At 45.6% G+C, this 17,269-nt stretch carries 15 protein-coding genes; 10 read left to right on the top strand and 5 right to left on the bottom strand.

Features of this window, described 5'->3' with window-relative positions; translation table 11 throughout:
- Window positions 1–27: 27 nt before the first annotated feature.
- Genes GO620_RS16900 through GO620_RS16890 form a run of 3 tightly spaced genes read right to left on the bottom strand, consistent with a single transcriptional unit; the run spans window position 28 to window position 1,780 of the window.
- A complete protein-coding gene (locus GO620_RS16900) occupies window positions 28–813 on the bottom strand; it encodes a 5'-nucleotidase, lipoprotein e(P4) family (RefSeq protein ID WP_157523467.1) in 786 nt (261 codons plus the stop codon).
- Window positions 814–817: 4 nt separating this feature from the next.
- Window positions 818–1,102 carry a UPF0175 family protein gene (locus tag GO620_RS16895; protein ID WP_157523468.1) on the bottom strand — a complete coding sequence of 95 codons (285 nt, stop codon included), beginning with the start codon at window positions 1,100–1,102 and terminating at the stop codon, window positions 818–820.
- 51 nt (window positions 1,103–1,153) lie between these two features.
- Complete coding sequence (locus GO620_RS16890; RefSeq protein WP_157523469.1) at window positions 1,154–1,780, bottom strand: DUF4159 domain-containing protein; 627 nt, start codon at window positions 1,778–1,780, stop codon at window positions 1,154–1,156.
- Window positions 1,781–1,953: 173 nt separating this feature from the next.
- On the opposite strand from GO620_RS16890, the gene GO620_RS16885 reads away from it, so the two are divergent.
- From GO620_RS16885 to GO620_RS16845, 9 genes are all read left to right on the top strand, one after another.
- The gene (locus GO620_RS16885) at window positions 1,954–2,949 is read left to right on the top strand and encodes an AAA family ATPase (protein WP_157523470.1); all 996 of its coding nucleotides are present in this window, start codon (window positions 1,954–1,956) and stop codon (window positions 2,947–2,949) included.
- A 165-nt stretch (window positions 2,950–3,114) separates the two neighbouring features.
- Complete coding sequence (locus tag GO620_RS16880; protein ID WP_157523471.1) at window positions 3,115–3,993, top strand: DUF58 domain-containing protein; 879 nt, start codon at window positions 3,115–3,117, stop codon at window positions 3,991–3,993.
- Window positions 3,994–5,511, top strand: a complete 1,518-nt coding sequence (locus GO620_RS16875) for a BatA domain-containing protein (RefSeq protein WP_157523472.1) — start codon at window positions 3,994–3,996, stop codon at window positions 5,509–5,511. It abuts the gene before it with no gap.
- Window positions 5,504–7,618 (top strand): DUF4175 family protein, encoded by a 2,115-nt coding sequence (locus GO620_RS16870; protein ID WP_157523473.1) that lies wholly within the window; start codon window positions 5,504–5,506, stop codon window positions 7,616–7,618. Before GO620_RS16875 ends, GO620_RS16870 begins: the two co-directional genes overlap by 8 nt.
- Window positions 7,618–9,399 (top strand): hypothetical protein, encoded by a 1,782-nt coding sequence (locus tag GO620_RS16865; protein WP_157523474.1) that lies wholly within the window; start codon window positions 7,618–7,620, stop codon window positions 9,397–9,399. Before GO620_RS16870 ends, GO620_RS16865 begins: the two co-directional genes overlap by 1 nt.
- A gap of 174 nt (window positions 9,400–9,573) precedes the next feature.
- Window positions 9,574–11,214, top strand: coding sequence for a TldD/PmbA family protein (locus tag GO620_RS16860; protein ID WP_157523475.1), 1,641 nt, complete (start codon window positions 9,574–9,576; stop codon window positions 11,212–11,214).
- A gap of 5 nt (window positions 11,215–11,219) precedes the next feature.
- Entirely contained in the window at window positions 11,220–12,551 is a 1,332-nt protein-coding gene (locus GO620_RS16855; RefSeq protein ID WP_157523476.1) for a TldD/PmbA family protein, read from the top strand.
- A gap of 191 nt (window positions 12,552–12,742) precedes the next feature.
- Entirely contained in the window at window positions 12,743–13,051 is a 309-nt protein-coding gene (locus GO620_RS16850) for a helix-turn-helix domain-containing protein (protein ID WP_200229806.1), read from the top strand.
- 2 nt (window positions 13,052–13,053) lie between these two features.
- Window positions 13,054–13,926 (top strand): IS3 family transposase, encoded by an 873-nt coding sequence (locus GO620_RS16845; protein WP_157527017.1) that lies wholly within the window; start codon window positions 13,054–13,056, stop codon window positions 13,924–13,926.
- A gap of 256 nt (window positions 13,927–14,182) precedes the next feature.
- On the opposite strand, the gene GO620_RS16840 is transcribed toward GO620_RS16845, so the two are convergent.
- Window positions 14,183–15,133, bottom strand: a complete 951-nt coding sequence (locus tag GO620_RS16840) for an ROK family protein (protein WP_157525109.1) — start codon at window positions 15,131–15,133, stop codon at window positions 14,183–14,185.
- 151 nt (window positions 15,134–15,284) lie between these two features.
- Window positions 15,285–15,497 (bottom strand): YtxH domain-containing protein, encoded by a 213-nt coding sequence (locus tag GO620_RS16835; RefSeq protein ID WP_157525107.1) that lies wholly within the window; start codon window positions 15,495–15,497, stop codon window positions 15,285–15,287.
- Between the two features lie 61 nt (window positions 15,498–15,558).
- Here GO620_RS16835 and GO620_RS16830 point away from each other — a divergent pair, with 61 nt between their 5' ends.
- The gene (locus GO620_RS16830; protein ID WP_198173558.1) at window positions 15,559–17,256 is read left to right on the top strand and encodes an ArnT family glycosyltransferase; all 1,698 of its coding nucleotides are present in this window, start codon (window positions 15,559–15,561) and stop codon (window positions 17,254–17,256) included.
- Window positions 17,257–17,269: the final 13 nt, after the last annotated feature.

Raw genomic sequence — 17,269 nt, 5'->3', positions numbered from 1 at the left:
AATTAACTGCTTAACGCAAAGTTAATGTTACTGTGTTTTTACTTTCGCCCTTATTAAAGAGTCCTTTTGCCCGTTAGTCAATTTGCTCCTAAAATCATATAAGCCATTTTCCCAGTCGCCGTAGGATGGGTTCGGTATAACGATATATTTTTTTCCAAACTGTGCTTTTAACTTGTGCGTTACCTCAGCACGGCCTTCCTCACTTTTTGGGTTATCATACAATACGTCAAAATCGGGCAGGTTATCACCACATAACAACACAATATTGTACCTGGCCAATACTATTTGGCGCCTCGTTTCCTTACTCGAAACTTTGTCACGCAAAAAAAGATGTGCATCATCTGCAAAAGGCAAATCGTATAGCTGCAGGTTCTTTAAGGTAGCCGCACGTTCCTTCTCACCCCGGTTGGTGATATAAAAAACGGTCACATGCTTTTTAGCCGCGTATTTGAAAAACTCCGCCGCCCCGGGCACCGTATCCGCCACTGCACGCGCGGTCCACTCCTGCCATTTGGTGTTATTGAAACCTTCATTGGCATAACCGGCACGTGCACCCTCGGGACTATTATCTAACAGCGTCTCGTCAATGTCGGTCACCACCGCTAAGGGTTTGCCTTTCTTATGCAGCCGAACTGCCTCGTCCAGCCGCATCTTAGCGATGTTATACGCCTGGAAACATAAAGCTTTATATTCAGCCGCCCGTTGCTGATACGCCGCCGACCAAACTTTTCCGCTATTGCCAACGGACAAGTTATTTTGAGCAAATGCGGAAGTGGTTAAGAAAAGCAAAATTGCTAATGGAATGTTTTTCATAGGGTTATAATTCTTTAAAAGGAATCACATTGCCAGCGTTGACTTGAGCAATAGATTGGTCGAGATGCTTCTTATTGGCATTTGTAGATAATAGATGCTCCGTTTCCGTCAATTTGAACATTTTATCGATTTCAAGCTTGTTATAAAAATCTTGATAGCTGTACCTTGCAAGTTGTGCGGCTTGTTCAAAAGTCAATTTACTACTTCTATACAAACCGATTGCTAATGCAATCAAAATTTCATTTTCACTAATTTCGAAACCCTCAGGTAAGTTAATTGATATGGTCATGAAATAAAACTAAAGCATTAGTTACCTTTCTGCAAATTCCCTATAGTCTACCTACGCCCCCATAGCATAAACCACAATATTTACACCAAATTTGGTATTGTCTTCAGCAAGGAAACGCTTGTTACGAAAGTCGTAATCCCACTCGCAGCCGTAATCTTTATTACTGTATAGAACTGCAATGCGGCCGTTTATCTCTATGGCTTTAAGGTAGTCATGTATTAGATCGTCGCCCCAGCCATTTAACTCAAAGGATGTGTTTGGCGGGCCTTTCTCAAATGTGAAGAACGAATTATAAATGCGATGGTTATTTGGAATTTTCTTTAACGCGCCTGCGCCGAACAACGAAGCCATCTGCGTTTCGAACGATTTGGCAAATAAGCCGTCGATGTCGTGGTTGCAATCATCAACAAACACAAAACCTCCGTTTTGCAAGTACTTTTTAAAATTCGACCGTTCCTGCGCGTCAAACTGCACCAGTTTATGGCCGCTTAGATAGGTAAAAGGATAGTTGAAAATTTCCGGACTGCTTAGGGCTATAGTTTTCTCTTTCAGCTCGATAGGAATGGTGGTATACTCCAGCAGCGAGTTAAGAATGTTAGACGGCATGCGTTGGTCTGTATCCCAGTCGCCGGAGTGGTAGCTTAAACGCGCGAAAGTAAATTTTGGTGCTAAGGGCATTAATATCTAAACCCTAAAATTAGTACAATATTTTCGGCTAAAGCAGTTTTCAGTTATCGCCCTTGTAATTTTTTAGATACTTCTTTTAGTATTTTGCAATCATAATTGTAAAAGCCTTAAAAGGGCGATATATTGTGTCAGGAAATAAATATCCTATTAACACCCCTTTTATTTTGGAACTTACCGAGAATGATGTTAAAACGCTGCTGGCAAAACTGCCGCAGCTTAAAACAGAAATACAGAAAGTTATTGTTGGGCAGGACGCCATTTTAGATGAACTTTTGGTAGCGTTTTTAGCAGGCGGACACTGCCTTTTAGAAGGTGTGCCGGGCCTGGCCAAAACCCTGATCGTAAAAACCATGTCGCAGGCACTGCACTTGGCTTTCCGAAGGATACAATTTACGCCCGACTTGATGCCGACAGACATTGTGGGCACAGAGATTTTAGAAGAGGACCACGTAACGGGCAAGCGCTTCTTCAAGTTTAACAAAGGGCCGCTGTTTGCCAATATCATCCTTGCAGACGAGATCAACCGTACACCACCAAAAACACAATCTGCCTTATTGGAAGCTATGCAGGAGTTTGAGGTGACCTACGGCGGGCAAACCTATCCGCTCGACAAGCCGTTTTTTATACTCGCTACGCAGAACCCTATTGAGCAGGCGGGGACATATCCGTTGCCGGAAGCCCAACTCGACCGGTTTCTATTGCTGATAAAAATTGGTTATCCGACAGAGCAGGAAGAATTTGAGGTATTGAACCGCACTACAGGCACAAAGAAAGCAGAGGTGACCCCGGTTATCACTGCCGAAGAGATCCAGCAGGCGCAGGCTTTAGTACGCCAGGTAAGCATAAGCGAAGACTTGGTTAAATATGTGAGCAGCATTATTCGCGCCACCCGGCCGGACACTACTACGGTGGATTATGTTAAAGAGTGGGTACGCTGGGGTGCGGGTCCGCGTGCAGGCCAAGCCTTAATTTTAACAGCCAAAGCACGTGCATTGCTAAAAGGCCGCTACGCGGTTTTAATGGAAGACATCCACGCCATGGCTATACCCGTTTTACGCCATCGAATTTTGATGAATTTTAAAGCAGAAGCCGAAGGTATCACGTCTGACGTGGCGACGGCGGAACTTTTAAAACTGGTTACAAGGCCGAAGGCGATCTGATGAAAGTCCTCACCCAAACCCTCTCCAAAGGAGAGGGCATTAAAATCTTTGCACGTATTTGAAAGGCATTGGCAAAAACAAAGAAATTATTAATCTTTAAGTGTTAAAAAAAGATAAATCAAACAACCAAAAGCCCTCTCCTTTGGAGAGGGTGGGGTGAGGCTTATGCAATTAGACCCAAAAGTATTAACCACCATAAAGAATTTGCCCTTGCTGGCGAAAACGGTGATCGATGGCTTTATGAACGGGTATAATAAAAGTACTGTCAAAGGGCCGGGATTAGAGTTTAGCCAGTACCGCAGCTACCAGCCGGGCGACGATCTGCGCTGGCTGGATTGGCGCATGTTTGCCCGCAGCGACCGCTATTATATCCGCGAATCTGAAGTAGAAACGAGCATTTCCGTCCGCTTTTTAATAGACGCAAGCGCGTCTATGAACCACACAGATGGCGGAATAAAAAAGATAGATTATGCACGCTGGTTAGCGGCATCGCTTGCCTATCTGGTTACCCAACAGGGCGACGCGTCCGGTTTGTATATTTTCCGCGAGGGCGATCTTTTTACGCTCGCGTCTAAAAACGACCCGCAACATTTACAACGTATTTTTTATCAGCTGGATAACATTTCCCCGTCGGGTACATTTACTAAACCGGTAAATTACAAGGAACTTTTCGCGGGCGCCGGCCGCAAAGAAATGCTGGTTTTTATTACTGATATGTACCAGCACAATGATGAGATATTTAAACTTCTGGATTCGCTGTCGGCGTTGAAGCACGAAGTAATTGTGTTTCACCTGATGGGAAAGAATGAGATCGACTTTGATTTTGGCGGTTACTCTGCGCTTGAAGATCTGGAAACCGGTGAGACTGTCGAGATCGACACTATACAGGCGAAAAAAACTTATGCTGAGAGATTAATAGTGCATCTGCAGAACATCAAGTCGCAGTTGTTAAACAAGCGCATTTACTACCGCATGCTTGATACATCTCAACCGTTAGATATTGCATTACGTGATTTTTTGGTTCAAAGAAAAAAGGGGATATAAATGCAATTTTTAAATCCCATTTGGTTTTCCGCACTTGCTGCCCTGGCCATCCCGCTGGTTATTCACCTGTGGAATATCAAGCCAGGACGCGTGCTTAAGGTGGGCAGCATTTCTCTCATTTCAGAAGCGTCACGTAAAAGCAGCCGCAGTTTCAAATTGACCGATATACCGCTTTTAATGCTACGCTGTTTATTACTTGCCTTAATAGCTTTTCTTTTGGCGCAACCTTTCTTGCAGCAGCAGCTTAAAACTAAGAAACCTGCCGGGTGGGTACTATTTCCTAGGGAAGATTTTAAAGTGGGATACACCCAATTTAAAAAGCCCATAGACTCACTTTTACAAAAAGGATATGAGTTTCACTTTTTTAACGATAGTTTTCCAAAGGTTGATTTGGCAAACCTCATTAAACAAAAAGACACGAGTTTATCGAAACCAGGAAACGCCGCAGATAACTATTGGTCATTGATCAGGGAATTAGATGCTAAAGTAGCCGCTGATGTACCTATTTATCTTTATACTTCAAATGAGCGGAAACATTTTGCAGGTGACAAGCCCGAAGCAGATCTTAATCTTCACTGGCAAACTTATGCAACTGCTGATAGCAGCGCGCAGTGGGTACAAAGTGCCTGGTTTAGTAATGATAAGACAATTAGCGTAGTTAAGGGCAAAAGCAACCCGTCGGGAATTCGTTTTGATTACACTACCATTCAATCAGAAAAAGGCGATGACGAATACAAGGTAGATGTAAAAAACGGCAGGGCCGTGGTTAGTCTCAGTCAGCACCCGGCAACATCTTTTACGGTTGATACATCTGCGGTGCACATAGCCATTTATACCGACCATTTTCAGGACGATGCAAAGTATTTAAAAGCGGCGCTCGAGGCTGCAGGCCAATTTAGCAGGCGGCGGTATTCAATAAAGGTCTATGGTAACGGTTCACCAATTCCGTCTGAGCAAAACTGGGTATTCTGGTTATCCGAACAGGCTGTACCGACGAGGTTGTTTGATAGCAACGCAGACGTGTTTATCTACCAAAAAGGTAAGCAAAACCTTGCTGCAACCAATATGGTTAGCGCAAAAATGTACGCTTTGCCATCCGGCAACGAGCAAACCGCAATTTTTAAAACTATTAGTGTTAATCAGGGTGGCGAGGCGATATGGCGCGACGGCTATGGCAATGCGCTTTTATCTTCAATAAAAAAAGGCAACGCAATGCTTTATAAATTTCAGACGCGGTTTAGCCCGGCTTATAATGATCTGGTTTGGAGCAGCGTTTTCCCGCAACTAATGCTGCAATTGGTGTTTGGCGGCACCGCAGCCGACTTCTCTAAATTCGACAGGCGGAAGATGTCAGCCGATGAGATGATGCCGGTCAAGACGTCTCAAAAAACCGCAATTGCGAAAAAGTTCGCCATGCAAAAAGAGCTGGCCTTTTATTTCTGGATCGCGTTGGCGTTATTATTTTTTGCTGAACGATGGCTGGCAACATCAAATAAAGTGGTAGAAGCAAATGGCTGAGGGCGCAAATAAAATTGCAACTATACGGCGCCGATGGGTAATGAACCGCGTAAACGCGGACCTGATCCTGTGCTTTGCGATAGCCTTCGCGGTTGGCACTACTCTACACATCGTATTCGGACTTTCTTACTCGTATGCTATCCCTGTCTTCCTGTTTGCAGTTTTAATAGTCGGCTTAATTCACAGATTCTGGAAAGTGCAGACTAATCAGGTGCTTGCGTTCTTAGACCAAACTTATCCGCAATTAGAGGAAAGCAGCAGTTTAGCCCTTAAACCGGCCGACAGCCTTAGTTTGTTGGAGCGTTTACAGGTAAGCAAAGTACAAAACGCATTGCGCGATGTACCCAACGCGCCTGCCCAATTGCGCAGCACATTTAAAGTTTCCATCATCGCTTTATTTACGGCTGTGGTATTTTCTCAAATTTTGACTCATTTGCCCGTTAAATGGTATGCGGCGCTTCAAAATTTTGCAGCAACATCTACGTTAGGCGCCAAGAACCTTCCGCCTGAAAAGATTTTACCTGAGATAAGTTCTGCGGACATCAGGATCACGCCGCCTGCTTATACAGGCCGTTCGCTGCGCACGCAAAGCCGTTTTACAATAGACGCCGAAGAAGGGTCTACCATCAGCTGGAACTTAGAAACTAACCTCGACGTAAAAGATATCAAGCTCATTTTTGACGAAAAACAAGTTATAGCGATGCGCGCCGGTAAAGACAAACGGCATTGGTCGGCAGCAAAAGGGGTCACTGCCGGCGGTTCTTACCAGGTTAATATTGACGGTAAATTGTCAGACCTGTATGCTATCAATATCAATAAAGACGCCCCGCCTGTCATCAGGATCAAGACACCAAAGCAATATACCCACATTGAAGCCGGCAGGCAGCCTATTGTCAACATTGCTGTATCTGTTAATGACGACTATGGCGTTGCAGGCAGTATCATAGGTGCAACTGTGGCTACGGGCTCGGGCGAGGCTGTAAAATTCAAGGAGTATAAATTAAACTTCGATCAAAGTTTCAGCGGGCACGACAAAGATTATAGCTTATCCAAAACCCTTGATCTTTCCAAACTAGGCATGGCACCGGGCGACGAGTTGTATTTTTATATTCAAGCAGTAGATACGCATCAGCAGGTCAGCAAAACAGATGTTTACATTGTTTCTATCCAGGATACCGCGGCATTGTTAACTATGGACGGCATTGTATCCGGTGTAAACCTTAAACCCGAATTTTTCCGCAGCGAACGCCAGATCATTATTGACAGCCAGAATCTACTGCACGCCAGAGACAGCATCAGCAGAGCAGAATTTAATAAGCGTTCGAATGAACTGGCTACAGACCAAAAGCTGCTGCGCTTACGTTACGGCAAGTTTTTGGGCGAAGAAGACGAATCTAACATAGGCGAAGAAGCCGGAAGCGACCTGGGCAAAGCCGAGAATTTTAGCAATGCCGGAAAGATTATGGACGCCTATACCGATAAACATGACAACGCAGAAGATGCCACTTTCCTCGAACCTACCGCTAAAGCGCAGTTAAAGGCGACACTATCTGAAATGTGGAAAGCAGAATTGCAGCTTCGCTTATACAAACCGCAGGATGCACTGCCATTTGAATTTAAAGCATTAACCTTACTAAAGGACTTGCAGCAAAAGTCGAGGTCATACGTGGCCAAAACCGGTTACAAGACCACTCCGCTGAAACCGGAGAAACGACTTACCGGCGACCTTACTAAGATTGCACAGCCTGTTGCTCATGAAGACGCGCAACAGCAGCCCGATAAATATGCAGCCCTGCAAAAAGCTGTTGTGATATTAGAGCAATTGAAAACAGATGCTAACTTGAGCTCCGCTGATAAACATTCACTGCAAATTGCTGCCCAGCAAGTTGGCGCAAAAGCAAGCACAGATCCACGGGGGTATCTGCCCGCTGTAACGGCTTTTAAAAATATTCTTTCCGGTAAGTTGACCCCGGCCAATATCGCCCGTGCCGAAACGGGTATCCAAAAATTATTGCCTGCACGTCAGCAAATGCCGACCTCAACTTCGGGTACAGACTTTGGTCTAAGCCAGGGCTACTTTAAAAACTTAAGCAAGATTAACAGGTAATGAACCAAACTTATATCATTATCATCGTCTGTATTTTGCTTGCCATTTTTGCGGTGTGGCGGGAAATCATTCGTGCCAACAAGCGGAATCTGTGGCTGCGCTTAGCGGCCGTGCTTTTTGCTATCGGTGCCTTAGCGTGTATCATACTGCCTGTAAGCTATTCATCAATAACCGACAGCGTTAATGGCAAACAGGCTGTTTTGCTTACCGATGGTTTTAACGCGGATAGCATTTCACGAAACGACACCGTTGTAACCCTCAGTAAATCGATCGCAAAGACCTACCCCAAGGCAAAATTGATAAACGGCTTACAGGATATCACAAACGCAAAGCCAGCCTATGTTTCCGTTAAAATACTAGGTTTCGGACTGGGCGAGGATGAGCTTAAGCAACTGGACAGTCTGCCGGTAGATTTTAATTCTCCTAAACCGCCGCAGGGCATACCTTCTGTAAACTGGAACACACGGTTAAAGGCGGGTGAAACTTTAACAGTGCAGGGCAGGTACAACAACCCATCCAATAACGTTATTAATTTGGTGCTGAAAGGTTTAGGCACTACGCTCGATTCCGCCACAATACCTACAGGCGGTGCAACAACTTTCGACTTAAAGGCCAAACCCAAAAACATTGGCCGCGCCGTTTACAGGTTACTTGCCATAAGCGGTAAGGATACTATTAGTAACGACGGCATACCCCTGGAAGTGTTGGACACCAGGCCGCTTAACGTGCTGATCCTTGCCAACACGCCCGATTTTGAAAATAAGTTTCTTAAGGATTGGCTTACAGTAAATCATTATGGTGTGGCACTGCGCTCCATGATCAGTAAAGACAAGTACAGCCAGGAATTTGCCAATGTACCGCAGCAGTCCTTGGGTACGCTTACTTCTGCCCTGCTCAGCAAATTCGATGCGGTGTTTGCGACATTGGATGTCTTGAAAACCCTAAAACCCGCAGAAGCCGGCGCGCTAAAGCAACAGGTGCTGCAAAAGGGAACGGGCGTAATTGTCCGTGCAGACAGTACCACACATTCAGGTCATTGGCTACAGCAAAACTTTTCGCTTGGCAGGTCTGCAAATACCGGCCAGGTAGCTACAGCATTCAAAATACAGGGCGGGAATAATCTTACTTCTAAACTACTGGTCGATCCATACTTTATCGCTGCAAAGAATGATATCCAGCCTTTACTCACAGATCCGCAAGGGCGGTTAATTGCAGGTGTTACCTTACAAGGTGCGGGCAGGGAAATATTTACGGTGCTAAACAATACCCATAACTGGATGCTAAGCGGCAATGAAAAAGATTATACAGCATACTGGTCGTTGCTAATTAGTAAAGCTGCTAAAGTTGTCCCGGTTAATTCGCAATGGGTTGTGAAAACTGCCGTGCCATATGTGAACGGGCACGTTAAGGTTCAATTATCTACATCGGTGGCAAACCCACAGCTTAAAATAAATGCCGAAAAGGTTTCTGTTATACAGCAGCCCGACATGCCGTTTCAATATATTGCAGACTATTGGCCCGCCCATGCCGGCTGGCAGCAGGTTCAGCAGGGAAGTGATGCACCTCAGTGGTTTTATATTTACCCGCAAACCGAATGGCAGAGTTTAAAACGGTTGAACTTAAGCGATGATACATGGCAATATGCTATGCAGCATCGTCCAAAATCTGTAACAAAACAAATACAACATAAGGTAGCAATTGCCGTATCTAAAACATACTTTTATGTCTTGCTGCTTTTGGCCTTCAGCTATTTATGGGCAGAGGCAAAGTTTTCTCGCTGATATTTCACATCCCGTCATTTCGACGAGGCACGAGGAGAAATCTTCTGAGATAAGAAATAAAAAAAGCAGAGAATATCTCCCGTCTGACGACGGTTCGAGATGACAAAAAGGGGTTTTTACTTTAACAACAAGACTAACTAAATAATTTATAACTAAGCAAAAGGAGATTAAACCTTGAAACGCAGAGACTTCATTTATTTATCCGGGGCCGCGGGCGCCGGTGCAATGGTGCTGCCGGGCTTTATGGCAATGGGCAAACCCATTGAACAGGAAGAGGCGCTCAATTATGTTGACGTGCGCATTAAAAAAGAGCTTGCAGACGTAGCCCTTAACACGGCGAAATCTAAGGGCGCAACTTATGCCGATATGCGCATCGGCCGTTACTTAAGCCAGGCAGTAATCACCCGCGAGAACCGCGTACAAAACGTAGGCAACTCAGAATCTTACGGTGTAGGCATACGGGTAATCGCCAATGGCTGCTGGGGTTTTGCCGCCGGCAACGCGGTAACAAAAGATGGCGTAGCAAAAATTGCAGAACGCGCGGTTGCTGTTGCCAAAGCAAACGCTAAGATAGGTGGTAAACCTGTTCAATTAGCGCCGCAAAAAGGCTATGGCGAAGTAAGCTGGAAAACGCCTATCGAAAAAAATGCTTTCGAGGTGCCTATTAAAGAAAAGATAGACCTTTTGCTTACCGCAAACGGGGAAGCCATGAAAGGCGGGGCAAGCTTTGTAAACTCCATGATCTTCGCCATAAACGAGCAGAAGTATTTCGCTTCTACCGATGGTTCTTATATCGACCAGGACATACACCGCATCTATCCTAACTTCTCTGTTACCAAGCGGGACGTTGAGATTGGCGGTTTTGAATCGCGTGCGGCGCTAAGCATGCCTTGCGGTATGGGTTATGAATACCTTACCCCGGTCGAATCAGAGAAAGTACACGGCGTGGTAACCCGGTACAAAAAGCGTTACGACATCATCGAAGACATTAAGAACGCCACCAAGAACGCGGGCGAGAAGCTGATGTCTAAATCTGTAGAGCCGGGCAAATATGACCTGGTGCTAGATCCGTCTCACTTGTGGCTTACTATCCACGAATCTGTAGCCCACCCTACTGAGCTTGACCGAGTATTGGGTTATGAGGCTAACTACGCAGGTACCAGCTTCCTGTCGGTTGATAAACTAAAATCGGGCAACTTCCACTTCGGCAGCAAAAACATGAACATTGTTGCAGACAGGGACCAGGCCGGTTCTTTGGGCGCGGTTGGATATGACGACGAAGGTGTTAAACCAACAAACTTCCAGATAGTAAAGGATGGCGTCTTAAGCAATTTCCAAACCATCCGCGACCAGGCGCACATTATTGGTTTAGACCACTCGCAAGGCTGCTGCTATGCACAATCTTGGGACGACGTACAATTCCAGCGTATGCCTAACGTATCACTGGCTCCGGGCAAAACGCCGTTAAGCGTTGATGATATGATCAAAGGTGTTGAGAAAGGCATTTACATTGTGGGTAACGGCTCATTCTCTATTGACCAGCAGCGTTATAACTTCCAGTTTGGCGGTCAGTTGTTCTATGAGATCAAGAACGGCAAAATTGTAGGTATGCTTAATGATGTGGCTTACCAGGCAACAAACCAGGAATTCTGGAACTCATTAGTTGCTGTTTGCGACGAGCGGGATTACCGTTTGGGCGGCGCTTTCAATGACGGTAAAGGCCAGCCAAGCCAGTCTAACGCTGTGTCTCATGGTTCATCAACCGCGCGCTTTAATGGAGTTAATGTAATAAATACTAAACGTAAAATTGGATAATAGACATGCCTATATATAGTAGAGAAGAAGCACAGGCTTTATTAAAGAAGGTGCTTAGTTATTCAAAAGCCGACGAATGTGAAGTAAGCCTTCGCGGTAACGACGGCGGCAACATACGTACTGCCTTAAACGCGGTGTCAACCGCGGGCGATATCAGTACGGTTGGCCTGGCTGTAAGCTCTGTTTACGGTAAAAAAGCAGGTTCTGCAACTATTAATGAGTTTGACGATGCCTCTTTAGAAAAAGTGGTCCGCCGTTCTGAAGAGCTGGCACAGTTAGCGCCCGAAAACCCCGAGCGCATGCCGATGCTTGGCCCGTCAACCTTTAAAGACTCGATAGAGTATAACCCTAAAACCGCGGCCATTACCCCTGACCAGCGCGCAGACCTTACTGCCAAATGTTTAGACGTAACCAAAGCAGCAGGTTTACAAGCTGCAGGGTTTTTGGAAAACACCACCCGCTTTGAAGCAGTAGCAAACAGCAAAGGTTTATTTGCTTATGATAAATCTACAGACGTAATATTCTCTGTGACCACTCGTGATGCCGCGGGTACTATCTCTGGCTATGCAGCACGTGGTTTTACTGATGTAAGCAAACTGGACACCGCAAGTGCAACCAGGATAGCTACACAAAAGGCATTAAGCTCTAAAAACGCGCGCGCCATTGAGCCTGGTAAATACACCGTGATATTGGAGCCGGTTGCGGGCACTTATATGCTTGAAAACATGTTCCGTTTTGACGCGCGCAGCGCCGACGAAGGCCGCAGCTTCTTAAGTAAAAAAGGCGGCGGTACCCGTTTGGGCGAAAAATTGGTAGATGACAAAGTAAGCATCTACTCAGATCCTTTTAATACCGAGCTGCCGGGTTCTACCTGGAATGGTGAAGGCCAGCCCCTAGAAAAGATAGACTGGATACGTAATGGTGTAGTTAAAAACCTAAGCTACTCGCGTTACTGGGCGCAAAAGAAAAATGTAGCCCCGGTTCCCGGGCCAAGTAATATCATTATGGAAGGCGGCGACATGAGCCTGGAAGATATGATCAAAAGCACCGAGCGGGGCATCTTAGTTTCGCGCCTTTGGTACATCCGTATGGTAGACCCGCAGTCGCTGCTGTTAACGGGCCTTACCCGCGACGGTACTTTTTATATCGAGAACGGCCAGATCAAATTCCCGATAAAGAATATGCGCTTTAACGAAAGCCCGGTAATTATGCTGAACAATGTGGAAGCTTTGGGTAAACCCGAGCGCAGCATCAGCGTTGAAAGCTACCGCAGCTATCTGATCCCGCCAATGAAGATCCGCGACTTTACATTTACATCGCTGTCAGACGCGGTATAATCCGACCTCACCCCAACCCCTTTCCGAAGGAGAGGGGCTTTAGAAATACTAAGCCTGCGAAATTCGCAGGCTTTTTTTTGTTGCCATATTACGTATGCCCGAAATTAAAATTCTGATTATCGACAATTATTGCCGTTAAAACAAACTGTGACTTGTCCTGAAATAAGTTTACAGAAAAGTAGAGGAACAAGATGGACAAATGGAAAGCGGAGCGTATCATACATGAGCGTGAGATCATGGGTAAGAGTTTGCGTACCTTAGCAAAAAAGTACGGCGTATCACCCACAACTATTTCCCGCATAGTGAACAAGGACAAGTTAAACGAAAAGGCATTGAGAAGTTCGAAGAAGACAGTTCTTCCCGATGATGTGTCTTTATTGAAAGCGATGTTACGGACAGAGCAGCTAAAGAATGAGCTGCTGAATAACATCATAGATATAGCAGATAAGGAGCTGGGTACCAACATCAGAAAAAAGTCTGGCACCAGGCAGTCGGAGTAAGCATGCAAAAACGCAGCCGCGGGCTGCGCGAGTTATGCAGACTGCTTGGTTACAGTTCACAAGCCTATTACCAGCATCACCGGTCCACAGAAATGCGGACTTTTAAACAAGAAGAAATCATTCAGCAAGTAATGGCACACCGTCGCCGCCAGCCGCGGCTGGGTGCAAGGAAACTGCTTGAACTGATACGGCCCGGCATAGGGCGGGATGCATTCTTTGAGCTTTTGAGAGAAAACGGCTTGCTGGTGCGCAGGAAAATATACCGTACGCGTACCACCTTTTCCTGCCACCGCTTTAAGAAATACCCCGACCTGACGGGCGGCCTGGTGCCTGCAGCGCCGGGGCGGCTGTGGGTGAGCGATATCACTTACATCCGCGTGGGGCAGGGCTTTGCTTACCTGAGCCTGGTCACGGATGCTTACAGCCGAAAGATCATTGGCTTCTGTCTGAGCCATGATCTTTCTACCGGCAGCTGCCTTACAGCACTTGAAATGGCCTTATCACAAAAGCAACCCGACACCCCGCTGATCCATCATTCGGATCGCGGCACGCAATATTGCAGCGGTACCTATACAGCACTTTTGATCAAAGAAGGCATTGGTATCAGTATGACCCAAAGCGGGAACCCGCGTGATAATGCCATTGCAGAACGTGTAAACGGTATACTTAAACTTGAACTGTTAAATGAGGCTTACAAAAACCTGAGCGGTGCAACACGTGCGGTACGCAGCGCTATAAATACTTACAACAACTTAAGGCCGCACAGCAGTATAGATATGATGACACCACAGGCAGCACACCGGGAATCCGGACCCCTCAGGCGGCGATGGCGAAACTATTATCCCAATCATCAACAAATAACAGAGCAAGTGTAAACCCCTTTAAGGACTAAAATAAAAAGTGTAAATTCAATTCAGTATTAACAATTAAAAGTGTCAACTTTTTTTAGGACAGGTCACTGTCACACCCTGTGACAATATGTGACAGTTTTTGAGAAAAAAAGGCAAACCTGAAACACTGACACTATTGTGCATCATTGATACACAATTAGTTATAACGCTGACATGATCGTGTCAAATACTAATAAGTCAGTATTACCAGAGAAACTGTCACATGTTACACCTTGCGATACTACACCAACGTGCTTGCGCCAAGTATAGCAGCGTCGTTCTGCGCCAGCTGACTAAACTCCAGTCTTACCGCGTCTTTAAATTCGGTTAGCAAGTGCTTTTCCAATACCTTTTTGGTAGGCTTCATGATCAGGTCGCCGGCAGCGGTAACACCACCGAAAAGGATGATCGCCTCGGGCGAAGAAAACATTACAAAGTTAGCCAGCGCTTCACCCAGTACTGTACCCGTAAATTTGAATACATCCCGCGCAAGTTTATCGCCTTTCATGGCGCAATCATAAATCGCTTTTGCGGTAAGGTCCTTTCTTTTATACTTTTTGAGCAGGCTTTTACCCTTGTATTTTTTCCGCAGTTCTAACGCGGTGAGCACCATGCCGGTGGCAGAGCAATATGCTTCCAATGTTCCCTTCAACCCGGTCGACCAGTGTAAGCGGCCATTATACCTCACTACCGTATGTCCCAGTTCTCCGGCATCGCCTTTGTTGCCATACAACAATTTCCCATTCACAAATATGCCGCTGCCCACACCCGTGCCAAGGGTGATCATGATAAAATCTTTCAGACCTTTTGCCGCGCCAAATTTATGCTCGCCCAGGGCGGCAGACTTAGCGTCATTGTTTAGTACGCATGGCAGGTTAAATTTCTCATTTACCATTTTGGCAAGCGGCACAATGCCTTTCCACAACAGGTTTGGCGCATGTTCTATGCTGCCGGTAAAGTGGTTGCCGTTCGGCGCGCCAATACCAATGCCCCTTATAGGTGCTTGGTCTTTATATTTTTCTATAATTGGCGAAATATGCCCGTAAAGCGCATCCACATAATCTGTAATGTGCGGATAGTTGGTTGTAGGGATGCGGCCTTCTTCTAATATTTTACCATCGGGAGTAACTATTCCAAATTTGGTGTTTGTACCGCCAATATCGATACCTACCGCAAGGCTTTTCTTATTCATTCGGCTGATAATTCTGGGAGTAAGATAGACAATTATCAAACAGCAAATATTCGCTCTTGTTCGTAACGATGCCGTTTCAGAAAACAAAAAAGCGACCTATCCGATTACTATCAACCGGAAAAGATCGCTCAGAATTCTGTCAGATATAAGATTATCCCTGATAATCTTCTCTTGCTTGCTGTGCCCTTTGATTTACCTGGCTAAGGGTATCGTCGGCATAGGCTTTAACCTTATCCATCCACTCAGGTGCTTTGTCCTGGATATCGTCTAAAATAGATTTACCGTCTGTGTCGCGTTTTTGAGTGATGTGGTTAATTCCCCACGCAACTGCTGCGCCTACTAAGGCATATTTTAATATTGACATGATCTTAAATTTTAATTGTTGATAGTAATACAATCGGTATGCCATTTTGTGAGAAGAAGCCTTGAATTTTTTGATTGTATATTTAGGCCAAAATCCATTTCGGTTGAATATCAGCAAGCGCTTATTCTGGGGGTTGGTTGTGCTATCTGTGGCGGTGAACGTGGCCGGCATTGGCCTGCCGTTCTTTACAGATGACCCCGGACTCTATGCATCTGTAGCCAAGCAGATGCTATACCACCACGACTTTCTAAACCTTTATACGTACGGCCGCGACTGGCTGGACAAGCCGCATTTCCCGTTTTGGATGGCGGCGTTATCATTCCAAATATTTGGCATATCTGCGTGGGCATACCGCTTGCCCGTGCTACTATTCTTCTTTGGCGGCATTGTGTACACCTATCTTTTCGCTAAAAAGTTTTATGGCGAAAACGTGGCGCGTACCGCGGTGCTCATCGCGATGCTTACTCAGCATGGCATTATGTCTAACACAGACGTCCGTGCCGAGCCATACTTGTTTGGCTTGCTCATCGGCGCGATATATCACATTTCTAATCTCAAAAACCGGTTTAGCGTAGTTGATCTGTTAGCTGCCGCGATGCTTTCAGCATGTGCCGTAATGACCAAAGGTATCTTCATCCTGATTGGCATCTACGGCGCACTATTAGGCGAATTGTTGTTCCGGGGTGAGTTTCTATCGGCGCTTAAACAATTCAAATACTGGGCATTGCTTATGCTTACCGCATTGTTCATGTTCCCCGAGGTCTGGGCCTTGTACAACCAGTTTGATCTGCACCCCGAGCGGACAGTTTTTGGCAAGCAAAACTTCTCGGGCATAAAATTCTTCTTTTGGGATAGCCAGTTCGGCAGGTTCTTCAACAGCGGACCGATAACGCGTAAATCGGGCAGTGTCTTCTTCTTTGTACATACCCTTTTGTGGGCTTTCGCGCCTTGGTGCCTGCTGCTTTATTATGCTCTGGCCAAACGTTTTCAACAGATAATTAAACGCCTGCCACTTAATGAATATTACACTTTATGCGGTAGCCTCATATTACTGTTATTATTTTCTGTTTCAGGCTTCCAGCTGCCTTTCTACACAAATATTTTATTCCCGCTATTCGCCATCCTCGCAGCTGCTTTGCTACACGAAAAGTTACCTGTAGCAGGAGAAAAATACATCCTGATCACGCAAAGTATCTATACTGCAGCATTGCCGGTGGCTACTGTACTGCTTAACTTCATCATAGCTCCCGGACTCTATTCTAAGATTATATTAACAGTAATAGTCGCTGTATATCTAATAGTTTATTTCTCTCGCCTACAACGCGAACCGGCAAATAAGATCACAGTAGCATTTGTAAGCAGTTGCCTGGCGGTGATTATCGCAAATTTCTATGTAACGGCGTTTTTGTATCCTCAGATAGTGAAATATAAAGGCGAGATAGCTGCGGCAAACTTCGTAAACCGGCATTCGGCAAAAACCGACAGCGTTTACGTGTTTGAAGATACCAACAACATATTCCAGTTTTATGTAAACCGCCCGGTGAAGATCGTCCCGCTGGATCAGTTTTCCGCTCATAGCGATAAACAAGCCATTTTCTACGTGAGGCAAGAAGTGCTTGACCGTTTGCGTGGCCAGCATGTCGAGTACACTTTATTGAAGAGCTTTGCCAATTACGATAATGAAAACGTTACCGGCAGATTCCTTAATCCTAAAACGCGGGCGTCATCGCTGGTGACTATTTATTTGATATCCCATTAAACAAAAAATCCCG

The sequence above is a fragment of the Mucilaginibacter ginkgonis genome (assembly GCF_009754905.2).
Classification (GTDB): domain Bacteria; phylum Bacteroidota; class Bacteroidia; order Sphingobacteriales; family Sphingobacteriaceae; genus Mucilaginibacter; species Mucilaginibacter ginkgonis.
This window is presented reverse-complemented; position numbering and strand designations above follow the sequence as displayed.